This is a genomic window from Roseateles sp. GW835-FHT13E02 (assembly GCF_058794035.1).
Genome location: NZ_JBXAGJ010000013.1, coordinates 88185 through 114535, shown reverse-complemented (window position 1 = coordinate 114535; position 26351 = coordinate 88185). Strand labels below are relative to the sequence as shown.

22 protein-coding genes are annotated in these 26351 nt (G+C 66.3%); 13 read left to right on the top strand and 9 right to left on the bottom strand.

Features of this window, described 5'->3' with window-relative positions; genetic code table 11:
- The first annotated feature begins 11 nt into the window (after positions 1-11).
- From AC1Q6P_RS14265 to AC1Q6P_RS14255, 3 genes are read left to right on the top strand one after another with little or no spacing between them, the layout of a single operon-like run.
- Positions 12-908: an NAD-dependent epimerase/dehydratase family protein gene (locus AC1Q6P_RS14265; protein WP_492664579.1), complete on the top strand. Its 897-nt coding sequence runs from the start codon at positions 12-14 to the stop codon at positions 906-908.
- Positions 905-1297: a DoxX-like family protein gene (locus tag AC1Q6P_RS14260; RefSeq protein WP_492664580.1), complete on the top strand. Its 393-nt coding sequence runs from the start codon at positions 905-907 to the stop codon at positions 1295-1297. The genes AC1Q6P_RS14265 and AC1Q6P_RS14260 overlap by 4 nt, the downstream gene beginning before the upstream one ends.
- The gene (locus tag AC1Q6P_RS14255) at positions 1294-1806 is read left to right on the top strand and encodes a DUF2269 family protein (RefSeq protein ID WP_492664581.1); all 513 of its coding nucleotides are present in this window, start codon (positions 1294-1296) and stop codon (positions 1804-1806) included. The genes AC1Q6P_RS14260 and AC1Q6P_RS14255 overlap by 4 nt, the downstream gene beginning before the upstream one ends.
- Here AC1Q6P_RS14255 and AC1Q6P_RS14250 read toward each other — a convergent pair.
- Genes AC1Q6P_RS14250 through AC1Q6P_RS14240 form a run of 3 tightly spaced genes read right to left on the bottom strand, consistent with a single transcriptional unit; the run spans position 1796 to position 5549 of the window.
- The gene (locus AC1Q6P_RS14250; protein WP_492664582.1) at positions 1796-3136 is read right to left on the bottom strand and encodes a dihydrolipoamide acetyltransferase family protein; all 1341 of its coding nucleotides are present in this window, start codon (positions 3134-3136) and stop codon (positions 1796-1798) included. The genes AC1Q6P_RS14255 and AC1Q6P_RS14250 overlap by 11 nt on opposite strands.
- Before the next feature lie 2 nt (positions 3137-3138).
- The gene (locus tag AC1Q6P_RS14245) at positions 3139-4203 is read right to left on the bottom strand and encodes an alpha-ketoacid dehydrogenase subunit beta (protein ID WP_223696807.1); all 1065 of its coding nucleotides are present in this window, start codon (positions 4201-4203) and stop codon (positions 3139-3141) included.
- A gap of 20 nt (positions 4204-4223) precedes the next feature.
- Positions 4224-5549, bottom strand: coding sequence for a 3-methyl-2-oxobutanoate dehydrogenase (2-methylpropanoyl-transferring) subunit alpha (locus tag AC1Q6P_RS14240; RefSeq protein WP_492664583.1), 1326 nt, complete (start codon positions 5547-5549; stop codon positions 4224-4226).
- 272 nt (positions 5550-5821) lie between these two features.
- Between AC1Q6P_RS14240 and AC1Q6P_RS14235 the strand changes: the two genes are divergently transcribed.
- The 4 genes from AC1Q6P_RS14235 (at position 5822) to AC1Q6P_RS14220 (ending at position 11489) form a co-directional block, all read left to right on the top strand.
- Positions 5822-7774, top strand: a complete 1953-nt coding sequence (locus tag AC1Q6P_RS14235) for a bifunctional 2',3'-cyclic-nucleotide 2'-phosphodiesterase/3'-nucleotidase (RefSeq protein ID WP_492664584.1) — start codon at positions 5822-5824, stop codon at positions 7772-7774.
- A gap of 115 nt (positions 7775-7889) precedes the next feature.
- Complete coding sequence (locus tag AC1Q6P_RS14230) at positions 7890-8468, top strand: TetR/AcrR family transcriptional regulator (protein WP_492664585.1); 579 nt, start codon at positions 7890-7892, stop codon at positions 8466-8468.
- A gap of 234 nt (positions 8469-8702) precedes the next feature.
- Positions 8703-9131: a cupin domain-containing protein gene (locus AC1Q6P_RS14225; protein ID WP_492664586.1), complete on the top strand. Its 429-nt coding sequence runs from the start codon at positions 8703-8705 to the stop codon at positions 9129-9131.
- A 366-nt stretch (positions 9132-9497) separates the two neighbouring features.
- Positions 9498-11489: a sensor histidine kinase gene (locus AC1Q6P_RS14220; RefSeq protein WP_492664587.1), complete on the top strand. Its 1992-nt coding sequence runs from the start codon at positions 9498-9500 to the stop codon at positions 11487-11489.
- A gap of 62 nt (positions 11490-11551) precedes the next feature.
- Here the strand turns inward: AC1Q6P_RS14220 and AC1Q6P_RS14215 are convergent, their stop codons facing one another.
- Entirely contained in the window at positions 11552-11860 is a 309-nt protein-coding gene (locus AC1Q6P_RS14215; protein ID WP_492664588.1) for a hypothetical protein, read from the bottom strand.
- Positions 11861-12132: 272 nt separating this feature from the next.
- On the opposite strand from AC1Q6P_RS14215, the gene AC1Q6P_RS14210 reads away from it, so the two are divergent.
- The 6 genes from AC1Q6P_RS14210 (at position 12133) to AC1Q6P_RS14185 (ending at position 18401) form a co-directional block, all read left to right on the top strand.
- Positions 12133-12765 carry a PEP-CTERM sorting domain-containing protein gene (locus AC1Q6P_RS14210; RefSeq protein WP_492664589.1) on the top strand — a complete coding sequence of 211 codons (633 nt, stop codon included), beginning with the start codon at positions 12133-12135 and terminating at the stop codon, positions 12763-12765.
- 76 nt (positions 12766-12841) lie between these two features.
- On the top strand, positions 12842-13984 hold the full coding sequence (locus tag AC1Q6P_RS14205) for a diguanylate cyclase domain-containing protein (protein WP_492664590.1): 1143 nt from the start codon (positions 12842-12844) through the stop codon (positions 13982-13984).
- 73 nt (positions 13985-14057) lie between these two features.
- A complete protein-coding gene (locus AC1Q6P_RS14200; RefSeq protein WP_492664591.1) occupies positions 14058-14288 on the top strand; it encodes a hypothetical protein in 231 nt (76 codons plus the stop codon).
- Positions 14289-14359: 71 nt separating this feature from the next.
- Positions 14360-17236 (top strand): ATP-binding protein, encoded by a 2877-nt coding sequence (locus AC1Q6P_RS14195; protein WP_492664592.1) that lies wholly within the window; start codon positions 14360-14362, stop codon positions 17234-17236.
- A gap of 107 nt (positions 17237-17343) precedes the next feature.
- Entirely contained in the window at positions 17344-18177 is an 834-nt protein-coding gene (locus tag AC1Q6P_RS14190) for a hypothetical protein (RefSeq protein WP_492664593.1), read from the top strand.
- 29 nt (positions 18178-18206) lie between these two features.
- A complete protein-coding gene (locus AC1Q6P_RS14185; RefSeq protein WP_492664594.1) occupies positions 18207-18401 on the top strand; it encodes a hypothetical protein in 195 nt (64 codons plus the stop codon).
- 19 nt (positions 18402-18420) lie between these two features.
- Here the strand turns inward: AC1Q6P_RS14185 and AC1Q6P_RS14180 are convergent, their stop codons facing one another.
- The 5 genes from AC1Q6P_RS14180 to AC1Q6P_RS14160 all read right to left on the bottom strand — a co-directional run.
- On the bottom strand, positions 18421-20676 hold the full coding sequence (locus AC1Q6P_RS14180) for a CHASE2 domain-containing protein (RefSeq protein ID WP_492664595.1): 2256 nt from the start codon (positions 20674-20676) through the stop codon (positions 18421-18423).
- Entirely contained in the window at positions 20673-21995 is a 1323-nt protein-coding gene (locus tag AC1Q6P_RS14175; protein ID WP_492664596.1) for a FecR family protein, read from the bottom strand. The genes AC1Q6P_RS14180 and AC1Q6P_RS14175 overlap by 4 nt, the downstream gene beginning before the upstream one ends.
- Complete coding sequence (locus AC1Q6P_RS14170) at positions 21992-22696, bottom strand: response regulator transcription factor (RefSeq protein ID WP_492664597.1); 705 nt, start codon at positions 22694-22696, stop codon at positions 21992-21994. The genes AC1Q6P_RS14175 and AC1Q6P_RS14170 overlap by 4 nt, the downstream gene beginning before the upstream one ends.
- Before the next feature lie 35 nt (positions 22697-22731).
- The gene (locus AC1Q6P_RS14165) at positions 22732-24387 is read right to left on the bottom strand and encodes a ShlB/FhaC/HecB family hemolysin secretion/activation protein (protein WP_492664598.1); all 1656 of its coding nucleotides are present in this window, start codon (positions 24385-24387) and stop codon (positions 22732-22734) included.
- Positions 24384-26351, bottom strand: a 1968-nt coding sequence (locus AC1Q6P_RS14160) for an MBG domain-containing protein (RefSeq protein ID WP_492703227.1), incomplete at its 5' end; no start/stop codon positions are given. The genes AC1Q6P_RS14165 and AC1Q6P_RS14160, both read right to left, overlap by 4 nt.

Sequence of the window (26351 nt, the reverse complement as noted above, 5' to 3'; positions counted from 1 at the left end):
CGCGCATCAACATGAACATCCTGCTCTGCGGCGCCCAAGGCTTCATCGGCCGCCATGTGTTGGAACGGTTGCTCAGCCAGGGTCACTCGGTTCGGGCCACAAGCCGAACAGCGCGCCCCCGCTCTGACAGGCCGGGTGTGGAATGGATCCAGGCCGATTTCAGCCGCGAGCTCGCGGCCCAGGACTGGCTTCCACGGCTGCAAGGTGTCGACGCCGTGATCAACGCGGTGGGCGTCCTGCGCGACCGACCAGGGCAGCCCATGGACGCCATCCATCACCGGGGCCCGGTGGCTTTATTCGAGGCCTGCGCCGCAGCGGGCGTGCGCCGTGTGCTGCAGATCTCGGCCTTGGGCATTGCCGAGAGCGACACGCAGTACGCGCGCAGCAAGCAGGCTGCGGAAACGAAGTTGCTGGCGCTGCAGCAAGCCGGGCGCCTGGACGCCACAGTCTTGCAGCCCAGCATTGTCTTCGGCCCGGGCGGCGCCAGCAGCGAGTTGTTCCTGAATCTGGCGCGGCTGCCCTTGCTGATCCTGCCCGGCGCGGCCCTGAACACCCGCGTCCAACCAGTGGCCGTGCAAGACCTGGCCGAAGCCTGCCTGCGCCTGCTGCCACGGACTGGACCGCCGCAGCTCGCCGTGGTGGGGCCCCAAGCCTTGCGCCTCAGCGATTTCATCGCCAGCCTGCGCCTGCAACAAGGCCGGCCGCCGGCTCGAGTGCTACGCCTGCCCGATGCGCTGAGCCGGCTCAGTGCCCGCATCGGCGACCAGCTGCCCTTCCAACCCTGGGGTCGAGAAACGCTGGCTCTGCTGCAGCAAGACAACACGGCCGACCCGGCGCCGTTGCGCCAACTGCTGGATCGAGACGCACGCTCACCGAACGAGTTCTTGAGCACCTGGGAGCACGCATGAGCTACACACTCCATCCCGCCGGACGGCGCGCCGCGCGCCTCAGTCTGATCGGCCTCTGGCTCTGGACCGGCGTGGTCAGCCTCTGGGAGCTGCATGGCCAATCGGCGGCCCTGCTGCACGCAGCCGGCCTGGATGCAGCGCTGGCCCAAACCCTGATCCTCAGCGGCGCCGGCCTGGACCTGCTGATCGGTGCGGCGCTGTGGCGCTGGCATGCGCCGCGGCTCTATTTGGCGGCAGGCCTGGCCATGCTGGTGATGACCGTGCTGGGCAGCCTGCTGCTGCCCTCGCTCTGGCTCCACCCCTTGGGCCCGCTGAGCAAAAACCTGCCCATTGCCGCCCTGCTCTATCTGCTCTTTCTCGACGCCCGCGAGGGCGGCAGCTCATCATGAACACCTATCTGCTCATCAAGACCGTGCATGTGGTCTCCAGCGTGCTGCTGGCAGGCACCGGCTTTGGCTCGGCCTTCTATCTCTTCTTTGCCAACCGCAGTGGCTCGCTGGCCGCGCAAGTGGTCGTCTGCCGCCTGGTCAAGCGGGCCGACCTTTGGTTCACCACGCCGGCGGTGATCGTCCAGCCGCTCAGCGGTCTGTGGCTGGCGCAACAGGCCGGCTGGCCGGTGCTGGGCACGCCCTGGCTGACCCTGGGGCTGGCGCTCTACCTGTTTGCCGGTGCCTGCTGGCTGCCGGTGGTCTGGCTGCAGCTGCGCATGTCCGACATGGCCGAGGCAGCGCTGAAGAGCGAACAAGCCCTACCCGCACGCTACTGGCGTTATGCCCGCTGGTGGGAGGGGCTGGGCTACGCCGCCTTCGTGGCCATGCCCATCATCTTCTACCTGATGGTGGCCAAGCCCGACTTGCCTGCGGACCTGGCCAACCTACTCCTGCCGCTCAGTCAATGAAAAGCAAGGCGGGCGATTCCATCAGGCCACGCAGGGCCTGGATGAACTCAGCGGCGTCCTGACCGTCGACCACGCGGTGGTCGAAGGAGGAGGACAGGTTCATCATCTGCCGCGCCACCACCTGGCCGTTGCGGATCATGGGACGCTCGACGATGCGGTTGACGCCGACGATGGCGACCTCGGGGCTGTTGATCACCGGGGTGGTGACGATGCCGCCGAGGGCGCCCAGGCTGGAGATGGTGATGGTGGAGCCGCTGAGCTCGTCACGGGTGGCGCGGCCGCTGCGGGCGGCCTCGGCCAAACGCCGAATCTCGGCGGCACAGCTCCACAAATCATGGCTCTCGGCATGGCGCAGCACCGGCACCATCAGCCCGGCCGGCGTTTGCGCGGCCACGCCCAGATGCACCGCGTCGAAGCGATTGATCACGCCCGCCTCGTCGTCCAGGCGCGCATTGATCTGCGGGAAATCCGGCAGCGTGCGCACGATGGCCCGGGCCAGCAGGGGCAACAAGGTCAGCTTGCCGCGGCTGGCGCCGTACTGGGTATTGAGCTTGAGGCGCAGCGCTTCCAGCTCGGTGACATCGACCTCTTCGACATAGCTGAAATGCGGGATGCGGCGTTTCGCGTCCTGCATCTTCTCGGCGATCTTGCGGCGCAGGCCGACGATGCGGATGGCTTCGACGCCGTCGCCGCGCGAACCAGAGCGAGGCAGGCGCGGCGCGCTGGCCGGAGATGCGGTGGCCGGCACCGCTGCAACAACAGCAGGCGCAGGCGGACGCAGCTGGCTGCCATGGCTGGCGACAAACGCATCCAGGTCGGCCTGCATGATGCGGCCACCGAGACCGGTGCCGCGCACCTGGGCCAGATCCACGCCCAGCTCCCAGGCGCGGCGGCGCAGCGAGGGCGAGGCGATGGGCTTGTCGGCCAGGCTCAGGCCCAGGTCCTGCGGGGCATGGGCGGCCACGGTGGGTGGCGCGACGGGAGTTGGCGCGGGTGCCGGGGCTGGCACGGGAGCCGGCGCCGCCGCGACAGAAACGGGTGCCGGTGCAGCAACAGGAGCCGCAGGTGCGGAAACACCGGCCTCGCCCTCCACCTCGATGCGGATCAGGGCCGAGCCCACACGCATCAACTCACCCACCTCGCCGCCCAGCGCCAGCACACGGCCTTTCACCGGCGAGGGAATCTCCACCGTGGCTTTGTCGGTCATCACGTCGGCCAGAATCTGGTCTTCGCTGACCTGATCACCGGCCTGCACGCGCCAGGCCACCACTTCCACTTCGACGATGCCTTCGCCGATATCGGGCATCTTGATCACATGTTCGCTACTCATCTTCATTTCTCCATGGCGCGCTGCAGGGCCGCAGCGACGCGGGCCGGGCCCGGAAAGTAATCCCATTCCTGGGCATGCGGATAGGGCGTGTCCCAGCCGCTGACGCGCTCCACCGGCACCTCGAGGTGGTAGAAGCAATGCTCTTGCACCAGGGCCACCAGCTCGGCACCAAAGCCGCTGGTGCGTGTGGCCTCATGCAGGACCACGCAGCGGCCGGTCTTCTTGACCGAGGCGATGATGGTGTCCAGATCCAGCGGCCAGATGCAGCGCAGGTCGATGATCTCGGCATCGATGCCGGTCTCGCGCGCCGCCGCTTCGGCCACCCAGACCATGGTGCCGTAGGTCAGCACCGTGATGTCGGCCCCGGGGCGGAACACCGCGGCCTGGTCCAGCGGCAGGCTGTAGTGGCCTTGCGGCACCAGGCCCAGCGGGTGGGCCGACCAAGGGGTCGAGGGCCGATCATGGTGGCCATCGAAGGGGCCGTTGTAGAGGCGCTTGGGCTCCAGAAAGATCACCGGGTCATCGCACTCGATGGCGGCGATCAGCAAGCCCTTGGCGTCATACGGGTTGGACGGCATGACGGTGCGCAGGCCGCAGACATGGGTGAACAGCGCCTCGGGGCTCTGGCTGTGCGTCTGGCCGCCGTAGATGCCGCCGCCGCAGGGCATGCGGATGGTCAGCGGCGCGGTGAAGTCACCAGCCGAGCGGTAGCGCAGGCGCGCCGCTTCCGAGACGATCTGGTCCGAGGCCGGGTAGAAGTAGTCGGCGAACTGGATCTCGGCCACGGGGCGCAGGCCATAAGCCCCCATGCCCACCGCCACGCCGACGATGCCGCCTTCAGAGATCGGCGCATCAAAGACTCGCTGCTTGCCGTACTTGGCCTGCAGGCCGTCGGTGCAGCGGAACACGCCGCCAAAATAGCCCACGTCCTGGCCGAAGATGACCACATCGGGGTCGCGCTCCAGCATCACGTCCATGGCCGAGCGCAGGGCCTGGATCATGGTCATGGGCAGGCGGGCCTGGCTGGCCTCGGCGGATTCGGCTGCCAGCGCCAGCTGCGCTTCCATCTGTGCTTCCGGTTTGCCGCTCATGGCCGACCTCCGTAGTGGCGCGCCTGCGTCAGTTGATCTTTCAAATGCGCGGGCATGTCTTTGTAGACATCGGTGAACATGGACTCGATGCTGGGGATGTGGCCATCGGCCAGGGTGCCGTAACGCTCGGCCTCTTTCTGCGCGGCAATGACCTCGGCCTCAAGTTCCTTCTGCAAGGCTTCGTGCTGTGCCTCGCTCCAGAGGCCGCGGTCGACCAGATGGCGCTTCAGGCGCGCGATCGGGTCGCCCAGGGGGAAGCGCTGCCATTCGTCGGCGGGGCGGTATTTGCTCGGGTCGTCCGAGGTCGAGTGCGGGCCGGCGCGGTAGGTGACCCATTCGATCAGGGTCGGGCCCAGATTGCGCCGCGCACGCTCGGCTGCCCACTGCGAAACCGCATAGACCGCCAGGAAGTCATTGCCGTCCACCCGCAGCGAGGCGATGCCGCAACCGCTGCCGCGCGCGGCAAAGGTCGTGCCCTCGCCGCCGGCAATGGCCTGGAAGGTCGAAATCGCCCACTGGTTGTTGACCACATTGAGGATCACCGGCGCGCGGTAGACATGGGCGAAGGTCAGCGCGGTGTGGAAATCAGACTCGGCCGTGGCGCCATCGCCGATCCAGCCCGAGGCGATCTTGGTGTCGCCCTTGATGGCCGAAGCCATGCCCCAACCCACGGCCTGGATGAACTGCGTGGCCAGATTGCCGCTGATGGTGAAGAAGCCGGCCTTCTTGATCGAATACATCACCGGCAGCTGGCGGCCCTTGAGCGGGTCGCGCTCGTTGGACAGGAGCTGGCAGATCAGCTCCACCATAGGCACATCGTCGCGCCCCAGCAGCAGGCTTTGCTGGCGGTAGGTGGGGAAGCACATATCGCCATCACGCAGCGCCATGGCGTGCGCGCTGCCGATGGCCTCTTCGCCCAGGCTTTGCATGTAGAAGCTGAGTTTTTTCTGGCGCTGGGCGATCAGCATGCGGCTGTCGAACACCCGGGTCTTGAGCATGGTGCGCAGGCCGCGCCGCAGTTGCTCGGGGCTCAGCTCGGGCGCCCAGGGGCCGCGGGCCACGCTGTCTTCGTCGAGCACGCGGATCAGGCTGTAGGCCAAGTCTGCCGTGTCCACCGCCGCCACATCGAGCTCGGGCTTGCGCACGGCGCCGGCCGGCGAGAGGTGGAGGTAGGAGAAATCGGTGTGGCAACCGGGGCGACCGGTGGGCTCGGGCACATGCAGGCGCAGGCCCTCGTAGGCGGGGGTTGGCGCAGCAACAACTGCTGCGTCAGACGCGGGCGGCAGCGGATCCAGCTGGCCCGGCGGGGGGATAGGACTCATACGGCACTCCTGCGCGGATCACGCGCCAAGGCTTTGTTGTCGACAGGGTCAGGCGCTCTGGCCCTGCCAAGGGTGGCGGCAGGTCTCAAGCTCCTCTCAAGAGCCGCACCGTTCAGGCAGCAGCTCCGGGCTCCAGCGTAGCGGATTGCCGGGTCGGCCCCGGGCAGTTAACCCTAGAACTAACCCTGGATCGCGGTCCGGAGGGGCTAGCATGCGCCCTGCCCTCTCGCCGTCTTGCCCTCCAGCCCTCCCGCAGCCTCCCCCTCTTGCCCATGCGCCGCATCGCCTCCCTCGCCCTGTCCTCCTTCTTTGCCCTCGGCCTGGCCTGGAGTGGCCCTCTGCAAGCCGCGCCAGCCACGCCATCCAAGCCAGCCACGCTCAAGCTGCGCTTGCTGCAGACCAGCGATCTGCACATGAATCTGCTGAACTATGACTACTACCAGGACCGCGAGACCGACGACTACGGCCTGGCCAAGACCATCACCCTGATTCAGCGCGCCCGGGCCGAAGCGCCCAACCACCTGCTGTTTGACAACGGCGATCTGCTGCAGGGCAACCCGCTCGGCGATCTGGTGGCCCGCATCCAGCCCCTGCGCGCGGGCGACACCCACCCGGCCTACAAGGTGCTGAACCTGCTGGGCGTGGACGCCGCCAATGTCGGCAACCACGAGTTCAACTACGGCCTGCCCTTCTTGCGCCAGGCCCTGGCCGGCGCCAGCTTCCCCTACGTCAGCGCCAATGTCATGGAGCGCAGTGCGCAAGGCCGTTTGCAACATGCCTTCACGCCCTATGTGCTGCTGCAGCGCCAGTTCAAGGACGAGGCCGGCCGGATGCAGACGCTGAAGATCGGCGTGATCGGCTTTGTGCCGCCGCAGATCATGCAATGGGATCGCAGGCATCTGCAGGGCCGGGTCGAGGCGCGCGACATCGTCGAGACCGCCCGCGCCCTGGTGCCGCGCATGCGCGCCCAAGGCGCCGATCTGGTGGTCGCCCTGGCCCACTCGGGCTTCGAGAAAACCGAGCAAGGGCATCTGGCCGAGAACACCGTGGCCGAGCTGGCGCGCGTGCCCGGCATCGACGCCCTGCTCTTCGGCCATGCCCATGCCGAGTTCCCCAGCGCACAGTTCGCTGGCTACCCCGGCGTCGATATGGTCCAGGGCCGCATCCACGGCGTGCCGGCCGCCATGCCCGGCCGCTGGGGCGACCACCTGGCCGTGGTGGACCTGGAACTGCAACGCCAGGGCCGCCGCTGGATGGTGCGGCACAGCCGGGCCGAGCTGCGGCCCATCATGGACCGCGCCAGCCGCCGCGCCCTGGTGAAGGCCGATCCCATGGTGGCCCATGTGATTGCCCGCGAACATGCCGACACGCTGCAGGCCCTGCGTGCGCCGGTGGCCCACAGCGAGGTCGCCATCCACAGCTACTTCTCGCAGGTGCAGCCCAGCCTGGCCGTGGACCTGGTGGCCCGCGCCCAGCTGGCCTATCTGGAGCGTGCGGTGCAGGGCACGGCGCTGGAAGGCCTGCCCCTGCTCTCGGCGGCAGCGCCCTTCAAAGCCGGCGGCCGCCAGGGCTGGAACTTTTACACCGACATCCCGCCCGGCCCGCTCGCCGCCAAGCATGTGGCCGACCTCTACCTCTATCCCAACCAGATCAAGGTGCTCAAGCTCACCGGCGCCGAGCTGCGCGAATGGCTGGAGATGTCGGCCGGCCAGTTCCGCCGCATCGACCCGGCTGGCCCGGCCGAGCAGGAGTTGCTGGACGACGACTTCCGCGCCCACAACTTCGACATGATCGCGGGCCTGAGCTATGAGATCGATGTGAGCCAGCCGGCTCGATACACCACCGAAGGACGGCGAACCCCGGCGCAGGGGCACCGGATCGTTCAGCTGCGTTACCAGGACCAAGCCGTGGATGCACGAACCGAATTCCTGGTGGTGACCAACAGCTACCGCGCCAACGGTGGAGGCAATTTCCCTGGCCTTGGACCCGCCCGCATCGTCGTCGACGCACCGGACGAGAACCGCCAGAGCGTCGCTCAGTACTTGGCAAGCACCGCGGAATTCAAGCCCAGCCGCAGCAGCGATTGGCGCATCCGGCCGGTGCCGGGGGTGAAGCTGCGCTTTGTCTCGGGTGCCGGTGGCATCGCGCACCTGGCGCAAACACCGTCCATCAAACTGATTGAGACCCGCCCCGACGGATCGGCTCTGTATGAGCTGGTGGAATGAGTCACCTGCGAGCCGCCGAGCCTGTGAGCAGCCCTGCTCGCGGTTTCACTCAGGCGAGCTCAGATCCACACCCGCTTGCACATCTATCTAGTGATAGATACAATCTTCGACCATCATGCCCCCGCCAACAAGCGATCGCCGTTCAGAGATCCTGGAGCACTCCAAGGCGCTGCTGCGCACACGAGGCTTCAATGCCTTCAGCCACCGCGACCTGGCCACGCTGGTGGGCGTGAAGTCTTCGTCGGTTCACTACTACTTTCCCTCGAAAGAGGACATCGGCCTGGCACTGGTGGTCGCCTACCGGCAGGAGATACTGAGCTTGCTGGCGTCGCTGGAACACCTCCCGGTGCCGGAGCGGCTGGAGCAGTTCGCTTCCGTATTCGCCAGCGCCGCTTCCAGCGGTGATCAATGGTGTGTGGCGGGCATGTTGGCCAGCGACTACGCCACCCTGGGCGAAGACTTGCAGGCCGAATTGCGGCGCTTCTTTGATGCGGTCGAAGCTTGGTTGGCCACGCAGGCCCAGCTGATCAGACCCGGTTTGAGCGCGCCGGCTGCCCTGCAGTTGGGCAAGGCCAGCATGGCTTTGCTTGAAGGTTCTTTGCTGCTGGCGCGCTGCCAGCAGGAGCCGCAACGCGTGAGCCATGCGGCCGAAGCGCTCAAGGCCTTGATGGGTGTGAGCCCTTTCCGCGGCTGAGCCCGATGGAGCTCAGCCTTTATTTGCCTATTCAATCTATCTATCGATAGATACCCATACAAAAGAAAGGACCGATTGCCCCCCTCACTCCAAACACAAAGCCCGCCCCGTCGCGATCAGGCCCAAACGCCGGCCACGGGCGCCCAGCCAATACCCAGTTCACATCCAAACAGGCAGCCCGCTCGGGCGCCGATTTCAACCCGTTCCAACTTCAATCAAGCAAGAGCCACCCTCATGATCAAGAAACTCATCTCGACGACCGCCTTCGCCGCCCTTTCCAGCCTCGCACAAGCCGGCGATGGCCATGTGTTCAAGCTGGACCAGGTGCAATGGCAACCCGCAGGGCTGAAGGGCGCAGAAATGGCCGTGCTCTGGGGCAAAGAGTCCGAAGGCACAGCCGTCTGGGCGTTCCGCTTGCAGCCCGGAGTCGCAATCCCTGCGCACACGCATTCCAAGGCCTACTGGGGCTTTGCTGTTCAAGGCAAGTGGGCCCATATCGATGCTGAAGGCAAGACAGAGGTGACCGGCCAGGATGCCTATGTGCGGATTCGAGGCGGTGACCTGCATGCCGACCGCTGCCTGGGCCCCGAGGTCTGCATCAACGTGATTCGCTTTGACGGCGAGCGAGACATCTTTTTTCCAGCGGCGAAAGAGCAGCATTGAGCGCAATGGCGAAAGCGAAGCCAGCTAGGGAGGAATCGGATTGGGGTGCCAGAAGCCCCTCAAAAGGAACGGACCTTGAGGGCGAACACAACAACTCGGTTACGGGGCTGACAAAGCCCGCGCGGCGGCCCCACAATCCACTCCAACCTGTCTCCGCCTGACGGACGAGAGGCCTCCAGCCTGGCACAGACCAGCGGATTCAGCTGACCCCGGTCGGGAGGCCGGTCCCCGCCGGAGTTCGCCCTCGTGCAGTCAAAGTCGCCGTCGCCGTCAAGACCTGACCCTGAAACCTCTGAATCCTCCGCGGCGGCGAAGGGTTCGCTACCAAGCCCGGTCCGGGAGCAGCTGCTGCAAGCCCAGACCTGGATGAGCGAGATGGATCTGGACCGGGCCGCCCCGCTGCTGGAGTCCTTGTGGCCCCAGATCAGCGAGCCAGGCGACCAGCTGCTGGCCCGCGCCCTGCATCTGAGCCTGCATCTGCAATCCGAAGCCAGCCGCGGTGACGCACTCTTGCTGCAGGAGGCCTACGAGCTGTGCCAGCAGGCCGCCGCGCTTGTGGACGATCCGCTGGTCGAAGTGCTGGCCCTCTTTCCCCTGGCCGAGCTGCAAACCCGGCTGCGCTTGCACCATGCGGCCCTGTCGAGCCTGGAACGCGCCCTGCAGCTGAGTCAACGCGCACAGTCGCAAAACCTCAGCGATCAGCTGCAGGCGGTGCGAGGCCGCATCATGGCCCAGGCGGGCATGTATGAGGAGCTGATCAAGAACAGCGACGCCCTGCTGGCCCGCCGCGCGCAGATGCGGCCGGGCACGGTGCATCGCATCCTCAACTACTGCGCCACCGCCTGCTTTGTGCTGGCCGATGAGCAGCTCGCGCCGCCAGGGCACCCGCTCTGGCTGCGCTGCCGCGCCCATCACCTGGATGCACTGCAACTGGCCCAGCAGCATGGCCTGCAGGAGGATGTTCATCTGTCCTCGCTCAATCTGGCCTACATCGAGCTGCTGGCGGGCGACACCGCCGATGCGCGGCCCCATATCGAGCGCCTGCTGCGCACAGGCGCCGGCAGCGTCTGGCGCCAGATCGCCGGAGCGCGCCAGGCCCTGCAGCTGAGCCAGACCCTGCTGGCCTGGCGCGAGCATCCGGATGCGCCCCGCTGGCAGGCCTTGCTGGACCTCGAGGCCGAGCTGGCCGAGGCCGGCGATGGGCTGCGCTTTGTTCACGAATACCTGCTGCGCACCGTCGTTCGCTTCGGCGAAGCAGCCGGTGACAGCAGCTCCGCCCTGCGCTGCAGCCAGCGCCTGCTGAGCTTTCAACGCCTGCGTCTGCAAGCCGTGGCCGGCACCCTGTCGCGTGCGGTCGACGATGTGTTCCAGCTGCAGCGCGTGCGCCTGGAAAACGAGCAGCTGGCGCGCCACGGCGGCCAGCTGGAACAGTCGCTGGCCGCACGCAATGCCGAGCTGCAGCAGACCCTGAGCCGGCTGCAAGCCGAGGCCAGCATCCGCCGTGCGGCCGAAGCCGCCCTGCAGCAGGCCAATGAAGAGCTGGAGGCGCGCGTGCTGGCCCGCACCGCCTCGCTGGAGGAGGCCTTGCGCACCGTCATGCAGCAGGAAAAACAGCTGGCCCTGGGCCGCATGGTGGTGGGCATGGCGCATGAGCTGAACACGCCGCTGGGCAATGCGCGCATGGGCGCCTCGGTGATCCGCGACCGTGCGCAGGAGCTGGAGCAGTGGCTGCAGGCGGGCCAGCTGCGCCGTCAGGCGCTCAGCGAGACCGCCAGCTCGCTGCAGCAATGCTCCTCCCTGGTAGACCGATCGCTGGAAAGCGCCAGCCAGCTGATCCAGCGCCTGAAAGCCCTGTCACTGGACAGCGAGCAGGAGATGGCACAGGACTTCGACGCCAGCGCCCTGATGCATCGCCTGATCGAGCTGAACCAGGCACGTTGCCAGGCGGCGGGCATTGATCTGGCGGCCGACCTGCCCGCGGCCATGCCCATGTTCGGGCCCATGCAGTCTTTGCACAATGTGGTGCAGGAGCTGCTGGACAACGCCGTCGACCATGGGCTGAAGGACCGCCGCGCTGCTGCGGCACCCGCTCAGATTCAGCTGCGGCTGCGTCGGGACGACGGCGCCGACGGGGAGGCGCTGAGCCTCAGCCTGGAGGACAACGGCTGCGGCATCCCGGCCGAAGCCTTGCCGCGCATCTTTGACCCGTTCTTCAGCGGCCGCCTGGGCAGCGAGGGCGCAGGGCTCGGCTTGAGCGTGGTGCGCACCGTGGTCGAAGAGTTGATGCAAGGCCAGATCCGCATCGACAGCGAGCCTGGCCGCGGCACCCGGGTGAGCCTGAAGCTGCCGCTGCGCTGAGTGCAGCCATGTGGCACGGGCGCCTGGATTCAGGCGTGAACCTGGCGTGAACCAGGTGTGAATCAGGCGTGGATGTCCAGCATCGTGCCGCTGGCATGCAGCTGGGTCTGCAACACGCGCAGATTGGCAACAAAGGCGTAGGTCGCCGATTTCTGCGTGATCAGGTCGGCCTCCGCCGAGGCGCCGGCGGCCGGCACCTGGCGCAGCGCCTGATTGCCCTGCTGGGCCTGCTGCGCATCCGCCTGCTGAGCCTGCAGCTGCTGTCGCCGGAAATCGGCCGCCGCATTGCTGACCGTGCTCTGGGCCGACGCGCGCAAGCGCTCGTTGGCGGCCGAGATGCCGGACAAGGCGGTGGACAGACCGATGGACATGGCAGCAACGCTCCGAAACTACTGGTGCAGGCCAGGATTGTCCTGACGAGATCGGCAGCCGCGCGCTGAACTTTAGAAAAGAATGCGTTTTTCCGGTTAATTCCTCACGCCGACCGCATCTGCACCCTTAACAAAGCTTAAGACCCCGCACTGAGCTCGCTTCCTACGATGCTCCCAGAGCTGCTCCCGGGACCTCAAGTCGTGCAAGCGACTCCAGCGCGGACAGCGCGAGCAGCTCAATTTCTGAACATTGAAGCGAAAGCGAGCAAGGGATGAACAAGAAGACATGGACCACATGGATGGTCGCAGCAACCATGGCCACACTGGGTCAACAGGCCCAAGCCAACCTGGTACAGGACGGCAGCTTTGAAAGCGTCAGCCTGGCCAGCGGCACCTACACCCAACTCTGGAATGGTCAGAGCGCCGCCTGGGCGCTCGGGGCTTCGGGTCTGGAGGTGCGCAACAACATCGTGGGCGCTGCGTACGAGGGCAACAACTATGCAGAGCTGGACGCCTACGGTGCCAACAGCTTCATCTCGCAAGAGCTGAGCACGGTCGCGGGCCAGTGGTACGAGCTGAGTTTTGCCTATGCCAACCGCCTTGGCTGGCCCGTGGCCAGCAATGGCTTGACCTGGGAGGTGGGGGGCCACCAAGGCACAGCCCCAGCGCTGGCCTTCAACAACACCGGCACCCACGACTGGCACCTCTTTTCGGTGGTCTGGCAGGCCACCAGTGACACCACGGTGCTGAAGATCTCGGCTGCGGGCTTGAGCGACGGCGCCGGCAGCTCCCTGGACGCCATCAGTGTGACGCCGGTCCCCGAGCCGCAAAGCGCCTGGTTGATGCTGGCCGGTTTGCTGGGCATGGGTGCCTGGGTGTCGCGACGCAAACAGGCGCAACGCTGATGCAGCCAGGCTGCCAACACCCTCTGCGTGGGCAGCATCAGACGGAACAACAGGCCCCAATGTGGCGGGTGCCGTCATGAAGCCACCACCGCTGATGCCTGCGCCGGCCGTGGAGTCGGCCCAGGGGCGTACCGCGCAGCTGGCCACCGACCTGCTGCAGCTGCGCTTCACGCTGCTGGATCAGCTGTGGCGGGGCGGTACCTACCTGGTGCTGATGTGCATGCCCTTGTGGCTGCTGCTTCTACGGGAGCAGGGCTGGCACGCGCCACTGGCCTTGAGCCTGCCGGGAGCCCTGCTCCTGCTGCCGCTGGCCTTTTATCGGCGCCATTTGTCCTACGCCATGCTCAGCGGTCTGTTGACCGGTTTGCTGTGGCTGATCGGCCTGCCCTGGGTGATGCATTACGGCCCTGGCTCGCACGGCCTGTGGTGGATGTTGATGGCCTGCGTCTACGCAGGGGTGCTCTGGGGCCGCAAGCAGATCTTCGTGTCGCTGCTGACCCTGGTGTTGTGGTTCGGGCTGTCCCTGAACGTCACGCCCCACCCCGCGGACAGCCCGCTGCTGGCCGGGCTGAACCTGCTGTGCGGCGCGGCCTTTCTGACCATGCTGATGCACACCAGCTCGCAAGGATATGGCGCCATGATGCGATTGCTGATGGGCTTGAAGTCCCAAGCCGACGATCTCGAAATTCACGGCCTGCACGACCAGCTGACTGGCTTGCCAACGCCGCGCCTGATTGCCGACCGCCTGCTGGTCGCGCAGCAATCGGCACGGCGCAACGGCCACAAGGTGGGGGTGCTCTTCGTCGACCTGGACGGCTTCAAGGGCGTCAATGACAACCACGGCCACGAAGCCGGTGACCACCTGTTGCAGCAAGTGGCCCAGCGCCTGCGCCTGGCCGCGCGTGAAGAAGACACCGTGGCTCGGATCGGCGGCGATGAGTTCCTGGTGCTGCTGCCGCGCCTGGACTTGTCCGCCAACGCAGCCGAGGTGGCTCGGCGCATGGTGCAGAGCCTGTCCCAGCCCTTCCCCTACCAAGGCAGTGAGCTGCGCATCGGCGCCAGCATCGGCATTGCCATCTATCCGGACCATGCCCAGGATTCTGAAAGCCTGCGCCGGGCGGCCGACGAAGCGATGTACCAGGTCAAGCGCAGCACCAAGAGCGGCTATGCATTTGCTCACGATTCGCAGGAGGCGCCGACGCAGAACCAGCTGCATTAACACTCCTTAAGACCGCGTGGGGCGGCGAAGAAACATCATGCGAACCATGTCAACGCAACCCCAGGTCCCAGCCATGAACACCACCGCATCGACATCGACTTCGTCCACCGCTGCCCAGGCCGACACCCTCGCCCTGACCGAGAGCCTGGAGCTCCCGCAAGCCGCCTCCGCAGCACCGCTGGAAGCGGGCTTGGGCTGGCTCTTGCGCCAAGTTCGCCGCAGCACCGGCTTGACCGATGCGGGCCTGTTCTGGGTGGGCTATCTGTGCCTGATCGGCTTGGTGGTCTTCGCCGCACGGGGTTGACACCACGCCAGTCGGTCGCTGACTTGTGACATGCCGCGCACGCCGCGGCACGGCCTCCCGACTCCCCATTCATGTTGCCCCTGTTCCCCGATCGCGCCCAACTCGCCCCGCTGAAACAGGCCTGGACGAAAGGCGCCACGCTCTCACCGAAGCAACAACTTCTGCTCGCCTGGGGCTTGCGCCAGGCCGAACCTGAGCTGGCCCTGCAACTGAGCCAGCAACTGGAAGCCCAGTTGCCGAGCGAAGCCGATGCAGCCCCAGCGCGGAGCCATGATTCGAGGCTGCGAGCACGGCTGCTGCTCTTGCGGGCGGAATCGCAGCTGCTGCATGGCGAACTCGACGCGGTGGAGCCCATGCTTGCCGCCGCGATGGAGCAGTTCTCGAGGCAGCAGGACGCCCTGGGTGTTGCCGACACCCATTGGCTGCGCTACTACCTGGCCGCCGATCAAGGGCGCGCGGCCGAAGTGCACAGCGCGCTGGAGCTGGCAGCCGCCACGGCCCAGACCGCAGGCGATGCCTCACGCGCCCTGCTCTTCCGAGCCAGTCTGGCCCGCGCGGCGGTGTTTGTCAGACCGGCGCAGACCCCGGGCGGCGCCGAACTCGAACTGCCCCAGCACAGCGAGGCGCTCCCGGCCATGGAGGCGGCTGCGCTGGAGGACTTTCACGGCCTGCTGGCCGGCATGAACGGGCACTTTGCCGAGGCCTTGACCGCCCTGACACGGGCCCATGAGCTCTCGCTGCAGACCGGCCAGTTGCGACGCGCCATCACCGTGGCCACCAACATCGGCCACACCTACAGCCGCATGGGCGAGTTCCAGACCGCCATGGCCTGGCTCGAGCGCGCCCTGGACCTGGCTCGGCAATCCCACTGGCCCAGCCTGGTCAGCCTGTGCCTGGCGCATGCCGGTGAAGCCACGCGCCGCCTGGGGCGGCCGCAAGATGCCCGTTCACTGCTGAACGAGTGCCTGGAGCTCAACGCCGAACAAGCGCAGAGCCGAACTGCCGCCCTGGCCCTGAGCTATCTCGGCCACACCGAGCTGGACAGCGGTGACGGCCTGGCCGCCCGGCGGGCTTTCACCACCTTGCTGCAAGCCGCGGAGCCCGCGCCAGACCTCAAGGCGCAGGCGCACCTGGGCCTGGCTCGCGCCGAACTCCTGCTGAAACACTTCGCCCGGGCGCGGGAGTATGCCCAGCAAGGTTTGCTTCTGGCGCAGGAGCAAACCGACCCCGCAGCCGAGGTGGACTTCTTGTGGGTGCTGGCCGACATTGCCAAGGCCGAGCCGAGAGATTCACCGCAAGGCCGCAGCGACTTGCAGGTGCTGAGCCTCTACATGGAGGCCCTGCTCCGCGCCGAGGCCGTCGAACCCCATGTGCCCGACCCCCATCTGCTGGAAGCCACGGCGCAAGCCTTTGCCGCCTGCGGGGGCTATGAGCGGGCTTATCACATGCTTTACCGTGCCTCCCTGCTGCGCCAGCGCCGGGCGCAGCAGGACGCGATGCTGAACATGACGGCCTTGCGCACCCACCACCAGCTGGAAAAGGAGCGCGAAGCACGCAGCCATCTGCAGGCGCTGGCCCGGGCCGAATCCAGCCGGGCGCAGGAGCTCGACAGCTCCAACCAACTGCTGCAGCGACTGAGCCAGGTCGGTCAGGCCATCACCCACGAGCTGCGACATGAGCGCATCTTTGAGGTCCTGGCCAGCCACTGCCAGGATCTCTTGGGAGCGCCCTGCCAGGCCATCTGGCTGCTGGAGGACGAGGGCCGTCTGCAATGCGCTTACGCGGCGCCGGGCCTCTGGGCAGACCCGGTTTCCGGTGATTTCCCCTGGAACCAATCCACACCCGAGCCGGATGCCTGGCGCTGTGCGCGCACCCGCAAGGATGTGATGCACGATCTCGAGGGCCGCCCCCTCGCCAGTGCGGGCGACGCGGCCATCGGGCACATCCACTCGCCGCTGGTCTGTGGCGACCGCGTGCTGGGCGTGGTGACGTTCCACGCTCCCGAGGGCCGTGGCCTGAATGCCCAGCAGCTGCTGGCCTGGCGCAGCCTGCAAGCCTTCACCGCCATCGCTCTGGACAACGCCAACATCCATCGCCGCGTGGCCGAACTTCGCCAGCAACTGATGGCGCGCGAAAAGATGCTGGCCCTGGCCACCCTGGTGGCCGGCATGGCCCATGAGCTGAACACGCCGGTCGGCAACAGCCGTTTGGTGGCCAGCACATTGCTGGATCAGCTGCGGCAGATTGAACAAGGCCTGGCGCAACAGTCGCTGCGGCGCTCCACCTGGCGGGAGTTTGCCAGCCAGGCCCATGAAGGACTGCAACTGATCAATCGCAATATGGAGCGGGCCGATGGTCTGGTCAGCAGCTTCAAACAATTTGCCGAGCACCGGGACAGCGAGGTGCCCCAGCATTTCGAGCTGCGCAGCTTGTGCGAGCGTTGCGCGCAAGCCGTGACCCACCGTCTGGATACGGCAGGCCTGCGCTGGCGCAATGAAGTGCCGGAGGGTCTGCGGGTGTTCGGCCATCCCGCCGCCCTGAGTCAGGTCTTGTCCATCCTCATCGCCAACGCCCTCGACCATGCCTTCGAGGGCCACCGCCACGGCAACCTGGTGCTGGGCTGTGCGCGGCTGGAAACCCAGGGCTGCATCTCCCTCTGGCTGCAAGACGACGGCTGCGGCATCGAGGCCGAGTTGCTGGATCGCATCTTTGACCCCTTTTTCACCACCCGCATTGGCCAAGGCGGCCAAGGACTGGGGCTCAGCGTGGCCTTGAATCTGGTGAACGGACTGATGGGCGGCAGCTTGCGCGCGCGCAGCAGCATCGGGCGAGGCAGCCGCTTTCAGATCGATCTGCCACTGCTGGGCACGCCGCCAAGCACCGCGCCCAGCGCCCACTTCGAGGCCTCTGTGTCCCAGTTGGAGGCACCGCCGTTTATCAATATTTAAAAGTCAAAAAAAACGCGGCGCCTTAACCTGAGAACACTGATTCATCAGCAGGACGCCGCCACCGAGCTTCATGCAGGGCGTCATTGCGACCGCCAAGGAACGCGACCATGAACTTGCCCATGAACTTGCTCTACCAGACCACTGTCTCCGGTGTCCACAGCCTGCTCCCGCAGGAGGACACGGCAGGCCTTGAACGGCAGCCTTCGGCCGCCGAGATCGGCATCGCGATCGAGATGTCGCGCGTGCTGGCACGTGCCGGACTCACCGCGCCTGAAAGCTCGCAGTCGCAGGAAAGCCAGTTGCTCGACTGGGCCATGGACTACCAACGCCAGGATCAAGCGGCACCGACTTTCAACGAAGAGCGTGGCGGCATGAACGCACAGCGCCTGGACGAACTCCATCGCTACACCTTCAAACGCGCCCGTACTGCCCGCTGGAACAGCTACGGCACCATCGTCTCGCCCGGCGGCACGACGCTGGAGCGGCGTGTGGCCCGCGTCGTCGAAGGCCAGCGCTACTACCGGCTGGGCGCCGGCTTCGGCATGCCCGCGCCTGTGGATCTGGAGCTGCTGGAGATCGAAGTCTCGCGCCACCTGTGCTGTGAGGTGCTGAAGAAGCTTTCACAAACCCAGGACCTGCAAGGCGCCGGTGTCAGCTTGCGCATCACAGGCAGCAACTATGCCGAGGTGGTGTACGAAGGCATCCCCCTGCTCTTCGTCTGCATCACCGCCGAAGAGCGCGCCTTGAACCGCGTGGCGCTCAAGGTGGTGATGGATGCGCTGACCCGCGAAGTCAGCAGCTATCTGTGCGACGACACCTTGATCGTCAAAGCCATCGACGCCCTGCAAGTGCAGCAAGAAAGCGAGCAGAGCCGCAACCGGCGACGCCCGCTGCGTCACAGCAGCACTTTGACCGCCCCCCACCAAGCCTTCAACCTCTGACCGCCATGACTCCGTTTGAACCAAGCCCCATGCTCCAGATCCTCCAGGACATCGACCGTGGCGAGGAACCCGCGCGCGCGGTGATCCATCGGCACGGCATGTCGCCCAAGAGCTTTCTTGCGGCCTGCAACGCGCAGGGCGGCATCCAGGTGATCGCCGCCAAAGGCCAGCTCTACCAGGCCTTTCAAGAGCGCCAGGCTGGCCGCGCGAACTCGCGCGACTGACGCCGGCGCCACAGGCGGCTCAAGCGGACGCGCTCGGCTCCGAGGGCAAGGGCAGGCGCAGGCACACCTCGGCCAGCTCGCCCGGCGCCTGGGGCAGCGAAAAATCAACCTGCCCACCATGGCGCCGCACCACATTGCTCACAAACTCACGGCCCAGGCCAAAGCCCCGGGATGCCGGGTCGCTGCTGCTGTGGGTGCCTTGGGTGGCCACATGGTTGCGAATCCAGCACACCACCTCGCGCTCGCCCTCGGCCTCGCTCGACACCTGCTGGCTCACCGAAACCACGCTGCCCATCTGCCCGTGGCGAACCGCATTGACCAACAGATTGACCAAGACCCGCACCATCAGCCGCTGATCGCAGCTGACGAACACCGGCTCGGCACTGGGTTCGATGTCGATGCGAATCTGACGGCTGTGCGCCAGGTCCTGGACCTGGTCCATGGCCTCGTCGAGCAGGAACTCGAACACCGCCTCGCTCATCTGGTAACGCGACGATTCGGCGGCAATCGACAAGATGAAGTCATCCATCAAGCGCAGCAGCTTGTTGGCATGGCGCTGCACGCCGAGAATGCTTTCTGCTGCACTACCGGTACCCGCGGGCTCGGTGCGCCGACACAGGGCGATGATGGATGCCACCGGAGTGCGCATGTCATGCGACAAGAGCTGCAAGGTCATGTCACGCTGCAGCTGCAAGCTGCGCATCTCCGTCACATCGGCCAGTGCCACCAGCCACAGCGGATCAGGGCCGACCGACAAGGCCGCCACCCGCAAGATGTAGTGCCGCTCCGCACCCTGGGCATGGTGGACGCCCACATAGTGAGGCCCGCCGACCAGCTCGCGGGGCCCCGACTGAGACAAGCCCAGATGCGCAAGCACCGGCCCCACCGGCGCGCGCAAGGCGGCCAGATCGGAGGGGAAATCGGCCAGCATGCGCGCATTGACCATGGCCACGCGGCCGGCCTCATCCACCACCATCATGGGATTGGGCGCACCGTCGAGAACCGCCCGGAGAAAGTCCATGCGGGCTCGGGCGCTTTCAATCGCCTGATCCAGCAGCTGCGAGGTCTGAAGCACGGTGTCCGACTGCAGGCTGCGCAAGAGCGGCGCGGCATCGCGCCTGGGCGAAGGCAGGATCAGGCTGGCACGACCGCGCATGAACATCACGATCATCTCGATGCGGCGCCAGGCCCAGGCGGGCTTGAGCAGCAGGACGACGATGAGCAGCGGGCTGGGGTCGATCCACAGGCTGAACTGGCGCAGCACGAAGACGCTGAGCAAGGGGGCCGCGATCAACACACCCGCGCTGAGCAGCAACTCGACCAGAGGGCTCAGCATCAGCAGGCCCAGCAACACCAGCGCAATGGCCAGCACCCCGTAGACCAGGCGCAGGCCCAAGCCAGCGCTCTCAATCAACTCCTCATTCAAGATGTCCTGCAGCAAGCTGGCATGCAGCTCCACGCCCGGTGTGCCGGCGCCCTGTCGGCCGGAGTAGATGGTCGGGTAGTGGTCGCCCAGGCTGGGCGCCGTTGAACCGATCAGGACATGGCGATCCTTGAACAGGCCTGGGGGCGCCCGACCCAGCACCACATCGGACAGCCGCACCGTGGGAAAGCCTTGCGCCGGATCCACCAGCTTGAAACGCCGGTAGCTGCTGCCGCCTTTGAGGTCCAGCGCGGCGCCGGACATGGCCAGGGCCAGGTGCGGCACCTCCCCCGCCAGCAGGTGGGCGCCGCGGATGAAGCCATCGCTTTCAAACGCCAGGTTGATGTGCGCCAGGCCGCTGGCGGCCGCGGCCAGCAAGGGGCCGGGTTGACGCACCAGCGCCGGCTGACCGGCAGTGGGCGGGCGGTACTCCATTGCCAGATAGGCCCGGTGCTTGCGCAGCGCCTGCGCCAGCTGAACGTCGGCCGGCCGGGCATCGTGGAACAGGATGTCGATGCCGATCGAGCGGGGCTTGTCTTGCGGATCGGCCAGGCGCTCGAGCAACTGGGCATAGGTCTCGCGACGGATCGGCCAGCCGCCGAGCTCATCGATCGAGGCATCGTCAATGGCGATGATCACCACCTCGGACCCGGCCTGCGCAGGCTGCCAGCGCTGGATGGTGTCGAAGAGCAGATGGCCGATCCCCGCGCCCCAACCTTGCAGGGTCAGGACCACGGTGGCGGCGACCGCGAGCACGCAGAGCGTCAACCACTCGAAAAGAAAACGGCGCTGCTCCCGGCTCATCGCCCGCAGCGCCCCGAGGGCCCGGCTCATGCGCCAGGCCAGGCTCATTCCTTGTCGACTCCGGCCAGCAACTCGAAGCTGCCTTCCCAGGTCAGCGGCGCCCCATCCGCCTGCTTGGCGCTCAGCCGCCACTGGTAGCGTCCGGGCAGGAGTCCTCGCACCACCGCCTGGCGGCTCTGCACCGGCGCATCAATCACCGGCTGCACCGTCTCTCCCTCGCTGCGAGTCAGCCGCAGATGCGGCTCTTGCAAGGATTCCAGATCAAAACGGATGTGGCAGCGCAGGCGACCCGGCTCATCCGCGCGCTTGATGCCCTTGCACAGCGCAACATCCACCCGCTCGCTGAACAAGCCTCCGGCGGTGAAGGACTGCAGCTTCAAGAACGTGGCGTAGCTGCCCAGTTCGGTCAGCACCCAGGGCTGATCCGCCGGCACATCTTCCGCGGCCCATTGCCGCTCGTTGGCCTGGGGCGCGCGCTCAACATGCAGTCGCTGGACGCTGTCGGCCCGCTGCCACTGAAGCTGCCACCCCGAGGGCACGGCCTGCAGGGCCAGGATGCGCGGCTCCGGTGGCAAGGTCTCCACCGCCTGGCTGCGCCCCTCGGCATTGATGGACACGCCCTGCCCGGCGCCGACCCGGACTTCCGCACTCTCACCCAGACCACGCGCGCCGACCACGCCGGCCTGCACCTCGACCCGAGTTTGACGGCCCTTCTCATCGAAGCCGACACGGAAACTGGTGCCACGCACACCGGCCACCGAGGTCGGCGTGCGCACCAGGAACGGCGCATCCTTGCTGCCCCGACGCTCCACGTCGAGATCGATGCGGCCGTTGAGTAGCTCGATCTGCACCTCGGGCGAGGCCTCCAGGGCATTGCGCCGCAACACCTTCAATCGCACGGTCGCCCCGGAAGGCAGGCCGATGGACCCGCCCCCCTGGATGTTGAGAGACGCATGACAACCCGCCGGCATGCGCAGCACGCTGTCCTGGTCGAGCTTGTCGTCGAGCTGCAGCACGCGCGTGCTTTCGCCGCGCAGCACCTGGGCTTGATTGCAGCTGAGGCTGGCGACGCGTGCCGACACCGGCTCGTGACGCATGCGCTCGCGCGGCAGCCACAGCTGGCGCCCCACCTCCAGCCGCGAGGCGTTGCGAAGCTGGTTGAGCTTGGCCACCTGGTCCAGCGCATCGGCACCGTCCATGTAGCGGGCCACCAGCAGTTCGAGCTTGTCGCCACGCTTGACCTCGTAGGCCACATGCGTGTCGCCCATGGGCGGCGTGACGGTGGCAGCCGAGGCCACGGCCGTCGCTGCAAAAGCGGCCAGGAGGACCCAAGGTCCCCACAGCAAATGTGTTCGTTTCTTCTTCATACGGATTCTTCTCCCTTGACGAGGCGATAGCCGTAGCCGCGCACCACCAGCAAACGCCATTCGCCGCCACCTGCGCCAAGCTTGAGCTTGCGGCGCAACCACGAGACATGAACATCGAGGGTGCGGGACAGATCGTCCTCCTCGCGACCCCAGACATGGGCCATGATTCGTGTGCGGGAAATGGGGCGGTCGATGTTCTGGAACAGCAACTTCGCCAGCTCAAATTCCTTCTCTCCCAGCGTCACGCTTTCGTCGCCCATCTCGACTCGGCGCTCAGCAGCGTGGAAGCGATAACCGCCTTCGATCTCGGCTTCGAGTGAGGGCGGCGTGGGTGCTGGGCCCATGCGTCGCTCGACCGCACGCAAGCGGGCTGTGAACTCCGGCGCCCGCAAGGGCTTGCCGCAGTAGTCATCGGCGCCGGCATTCAGGGCTTGCACGATCTGCTCTTCTGCCAGATTGCTGGTCAGGAAAATGACCGGCACCCGCAGCTGCAGCTGCTGCCGCGTGTGGATCAGTACATCCAGGCCATTCGGGCCGGGTACGTTCCAGTCCAGCACCAGCAGATCAAACGGGTCGTGCGTCAAGGCGCGGATGATGTGGTTGCCGCTGCGAAAGGTGATGACGCTGTGGCCCTCACGCTCCAGCAGGCTGCGGACTTCAGCGGCGAGATCCGGTTCGTCCTCTAGCAAAGCGATGTGCACGAGATGCCCTCCTCTGAGCAAAAGCGAACCATGGCTCAGAAATAGTAGGTGGCCGAAACAAACACACGGGTCTCGTTCGAGCGCGACTCGGTGGGTTCGTTCCTCTCGGCCTTTTTGTAGCCGCCAAAACCCTGGGCCAGCGAGCTGTTGAACAGCCAGCTGCCAGCGCTGCCGCTCCAGGACACGCCGACGGCGTTCAAGGTGTAGCTGCTGTTCAGCGAACCCGTGACCGGCTTGCGATTCGGCCGGATCACGCCACCGTCATAAAACACGCCGACCGATTGAGTGCCCGAGATCTTGCGCACCAGCTCGACGCTCCATTGCGCGCCGGAATCACCCACGCCATCGGCGCTTGTGTAGGCCCGCACCCCATTCACGCCGCCGAGTGACATGCGGTTGTAGGAGTCCAGATTGCGCGAAGCCCACTGACCGCGCAGCCGGTACTCGGCATGCCAGCGTTCATCGTCGGTCACGGGGTGCTCGTAGCGCAGCGAGCCCTGCACAAAACCATAGCCGCCTTCCGGCGTCAGATCACCCACCACCGTGGTGTATTCGCCCAGGGCCAGGCTCAGTTCGGCACGAAATGGGGTCCAGGCGCCGGCCAGGCTTTCGCTGCTGAGTGTCCAGCGGAACTGGCTGTCACGAATCTCCGAAATCCCCAGGCCCGAACTGGCCAGCTCGCTGGCAGTCAGGCGCCGGCTGAGGCTGTACTGGGACTTCAGCGGATGCCGCCAGGACACCGGCAAGTAATGGCTGAAACCGACGCCAAACTCGTGCGAGTCTCCAGCCACAGCGGCCACGCCGCCCTTGATGGTCTTGGTCCGGGAGGTGTTGCCCCACACCCGTGCACGCCCCTGCAAGCTGGGTGTCAGCGCCTCGTACTCGGCACGGGCATAGGCGACCCCCATGGAGCCCAGTCCCAGCAGATTGATCTCATCGCCCGGCTCCACGCCGGCCAAGGTGACCGAGCCCATCACCTGGGGCTCGCCGTACTGCCGCAAACCGTAGTTGTTGGCCTGCCAGGCCGACACCTTGACGTCTCCCGGCTTGACACGGCGCGGTGCGATCTCCACCAGCACATCCACCAGCTCCGGCCCGGCTGGGCGCAAGACCATGCCCAGATCCACCGGCAGGTCGTAACCCGCGGCGGAGAGCTGCTCCTCCAAGGCCTGCATGTCGATCAGCTCGCCGTTGCGCAGGACCGAGGCCAGACGTTGCTGGACCCGGGCTTGGTAGCTTTCACCCAGGGGCGCTTGCGCCAACTGCGTGCTCACCGATTGCACCCGGGGTGCGACCACCTGCACTTTCAGGCGCTGCCCACCGCCCGGGGCGGCTTCGATCAGGGTCATCGCGTAGGCGAGAAAGCTGCCCCGTCGGCCTTGATCTGCGACCCAGTTCTCGAAAGCCAGCAATTCCTCGGCGCTGACCGGGCTGCCAATCTTGGGCTGCCAGTAGGCCTTCACCGGCGCGACCAGGGTGCTGCCTTCGACCACCACCTCGACCAGCTTCTGCAGCGGCTTGCGCTCACCGACCAGGGCCGCAGGCGGCGGCGCTGCTGGGCGCCTGGGCAGGCTTTGATCTTCGATCGCACGCTGCACATTGCCGGGGTCTGCAGTTTGCGCCTGAGCACTTGAAACACAGGCACCGACACAAGCGGTGACCAGGGCGCGAACCAGAACCTGTCGCTTCATGAACGCTTCTCCTTCTTGGCCGACTCTTCGGCACGCGGCGTGTAGCAGAGGTAGACCCCATTCACTTCGGTGAGGTCACAGCTGCACTGTTTGATTTTGTCTTCTGTCAGGCCGATCTGCGTTGTATCTGCGTCATCCAAATGATCCTCAGTGCACAGATTCGGCACACCTGCACCGGTCGGGCGGACATCGATGATGCGAGACGGGTCTCGATCATTGGGCCGGATCGGCTTCGGATCGTCCGGGCGGCGGCTGCCGGCCGTGATGGAGGCACTGTGGTTGGTGCCCGCCACCCGGTAGTTGCTCGCCAGCCCACCGTTCAGACCATTGCCCAGGCCGTAGCTCACTGACACCGGCTTGCCGGTGCCTACAGCGGCGTCCTGGAACTGAGCGTTGAGCGAGGCGAAGACCAGTGTTTCCAGGCCCACCAGACCTTGCAGGTTTCCTGCGGACGCCACCGCCCGGGTGTTGCCGTCAAACACCTTGTCCGCCACCGTGGTGCCCACCACCGTCAGCAGCTTGGGCGTGATCGCGGCCTGGGTGCTGACCGGGCCTGTCGAGACCAGGCGGTAGTTGAGCCAATCGCCGGTGCCATTGCTGCGAGTCAGCGTCGTCGCGTCGGCCACGGTCACGGTCTTGCCCTGACCCGCGTTCTTGTCGTCAAACGCACCCACACCGCTGACAAACAAGGTCTCACCGAGCACCGTGCCCGACACGCTGCCGAAACCGATGCTTGCCGCCGTGCTGCCGTCGTACACCTTGTCGGCCGCCGTGATGCCCGTCACCTGCACTGCCTTGGGATCGATCCGCAGGCTGGCATTGTTCACCGTGATGTTGTAGTTGCCCGCATCGCGACCGCTCACCTGCAGGGCCGAGTCATAGGTCCCTGCATTACGACCGCTGGCCAGGCCCTGAATCACCACCTCATCGCCCGCCACAAAGCCACGGGTGACGGCATCGGCTTGGGTTTGCACCACGCCGTTGTAGACGGCGCTGCTGCCGACGCCCGACACCGAGGCTTGGGCTTTTTCAACAGTCAGGGCGCCATCGACAAACGTCAGCGCGTAATTGCCATCGGCGCCACTCACTTGGTGAACATAACGGCCGGCATTGCGCCCCTGGCCACCGGTGCTGCTCAAGCCACTCAGCACCGCCTCGGTCTCGCCGGCCACCAGGCCGCTGACTGTGAAGCCCGTGACCGATTGCGTCTGGCCGTTGTAGACGGTGCTGGCGCTGTTGGCCGTCACCACCGCCTGGGCCTTGGCTATGTTCAAAGCACCATCGACAAAGGTCAGCGCGTAGTTGCCATCGCTGCCGCTGATGCGGTGGGTGTAGCTGCCGGCGTTCTTGCCCTGGCCACCCACGCTGCTCAGACCGCTCAACACGGACTCGGTCTCGCCCGCCACCAGGCCGCTGGCGGTGAAGCCCGTGACCGACTGCGTCTGGCCGTTGTAGACGGTGCTGGCACTGTTGGCCGTCACCACCGCCTGGGCCTTGGCTATGGTCAGAGCGCCATCGACAAAGGTCAGCGCATAGTTGCCATCGCTGCCGCTGATGCGGTGCGTGTAGCTGCCGGCGTTCTTGCCCTGGCCACCCACGCTGCTCAGACCACCCAGCACGGCTTCAGTCTCGCCCGCCACCAGGCCGCTGGCCGTGAAGCCCGTGACCGATTGCGTCTGGCCGTTGTAGACCGTGTTGGCACTGTTGGCCGTCACCACCGCCTGGGCCTTGGCTATGTTCAAAGCGCCATCGACAAAGGTCAGCGCGTAGTTGCCATCGCTGCCGCTGATGCGGTGCGTGTAGCTGCCGGCGTTCTTGCCCTGGCCACCCACGCTGCTCAGACCACCCAGCACGACTTCAGTCTCGCCCGCCACCAGGCCGCTGGCGGTGAAGCCCGTGACCGATTGCGTCTGGCCGTTGTAGACCGTGTTGGCACTGTTGGCCGTCACCACCGCCTGGGCCTT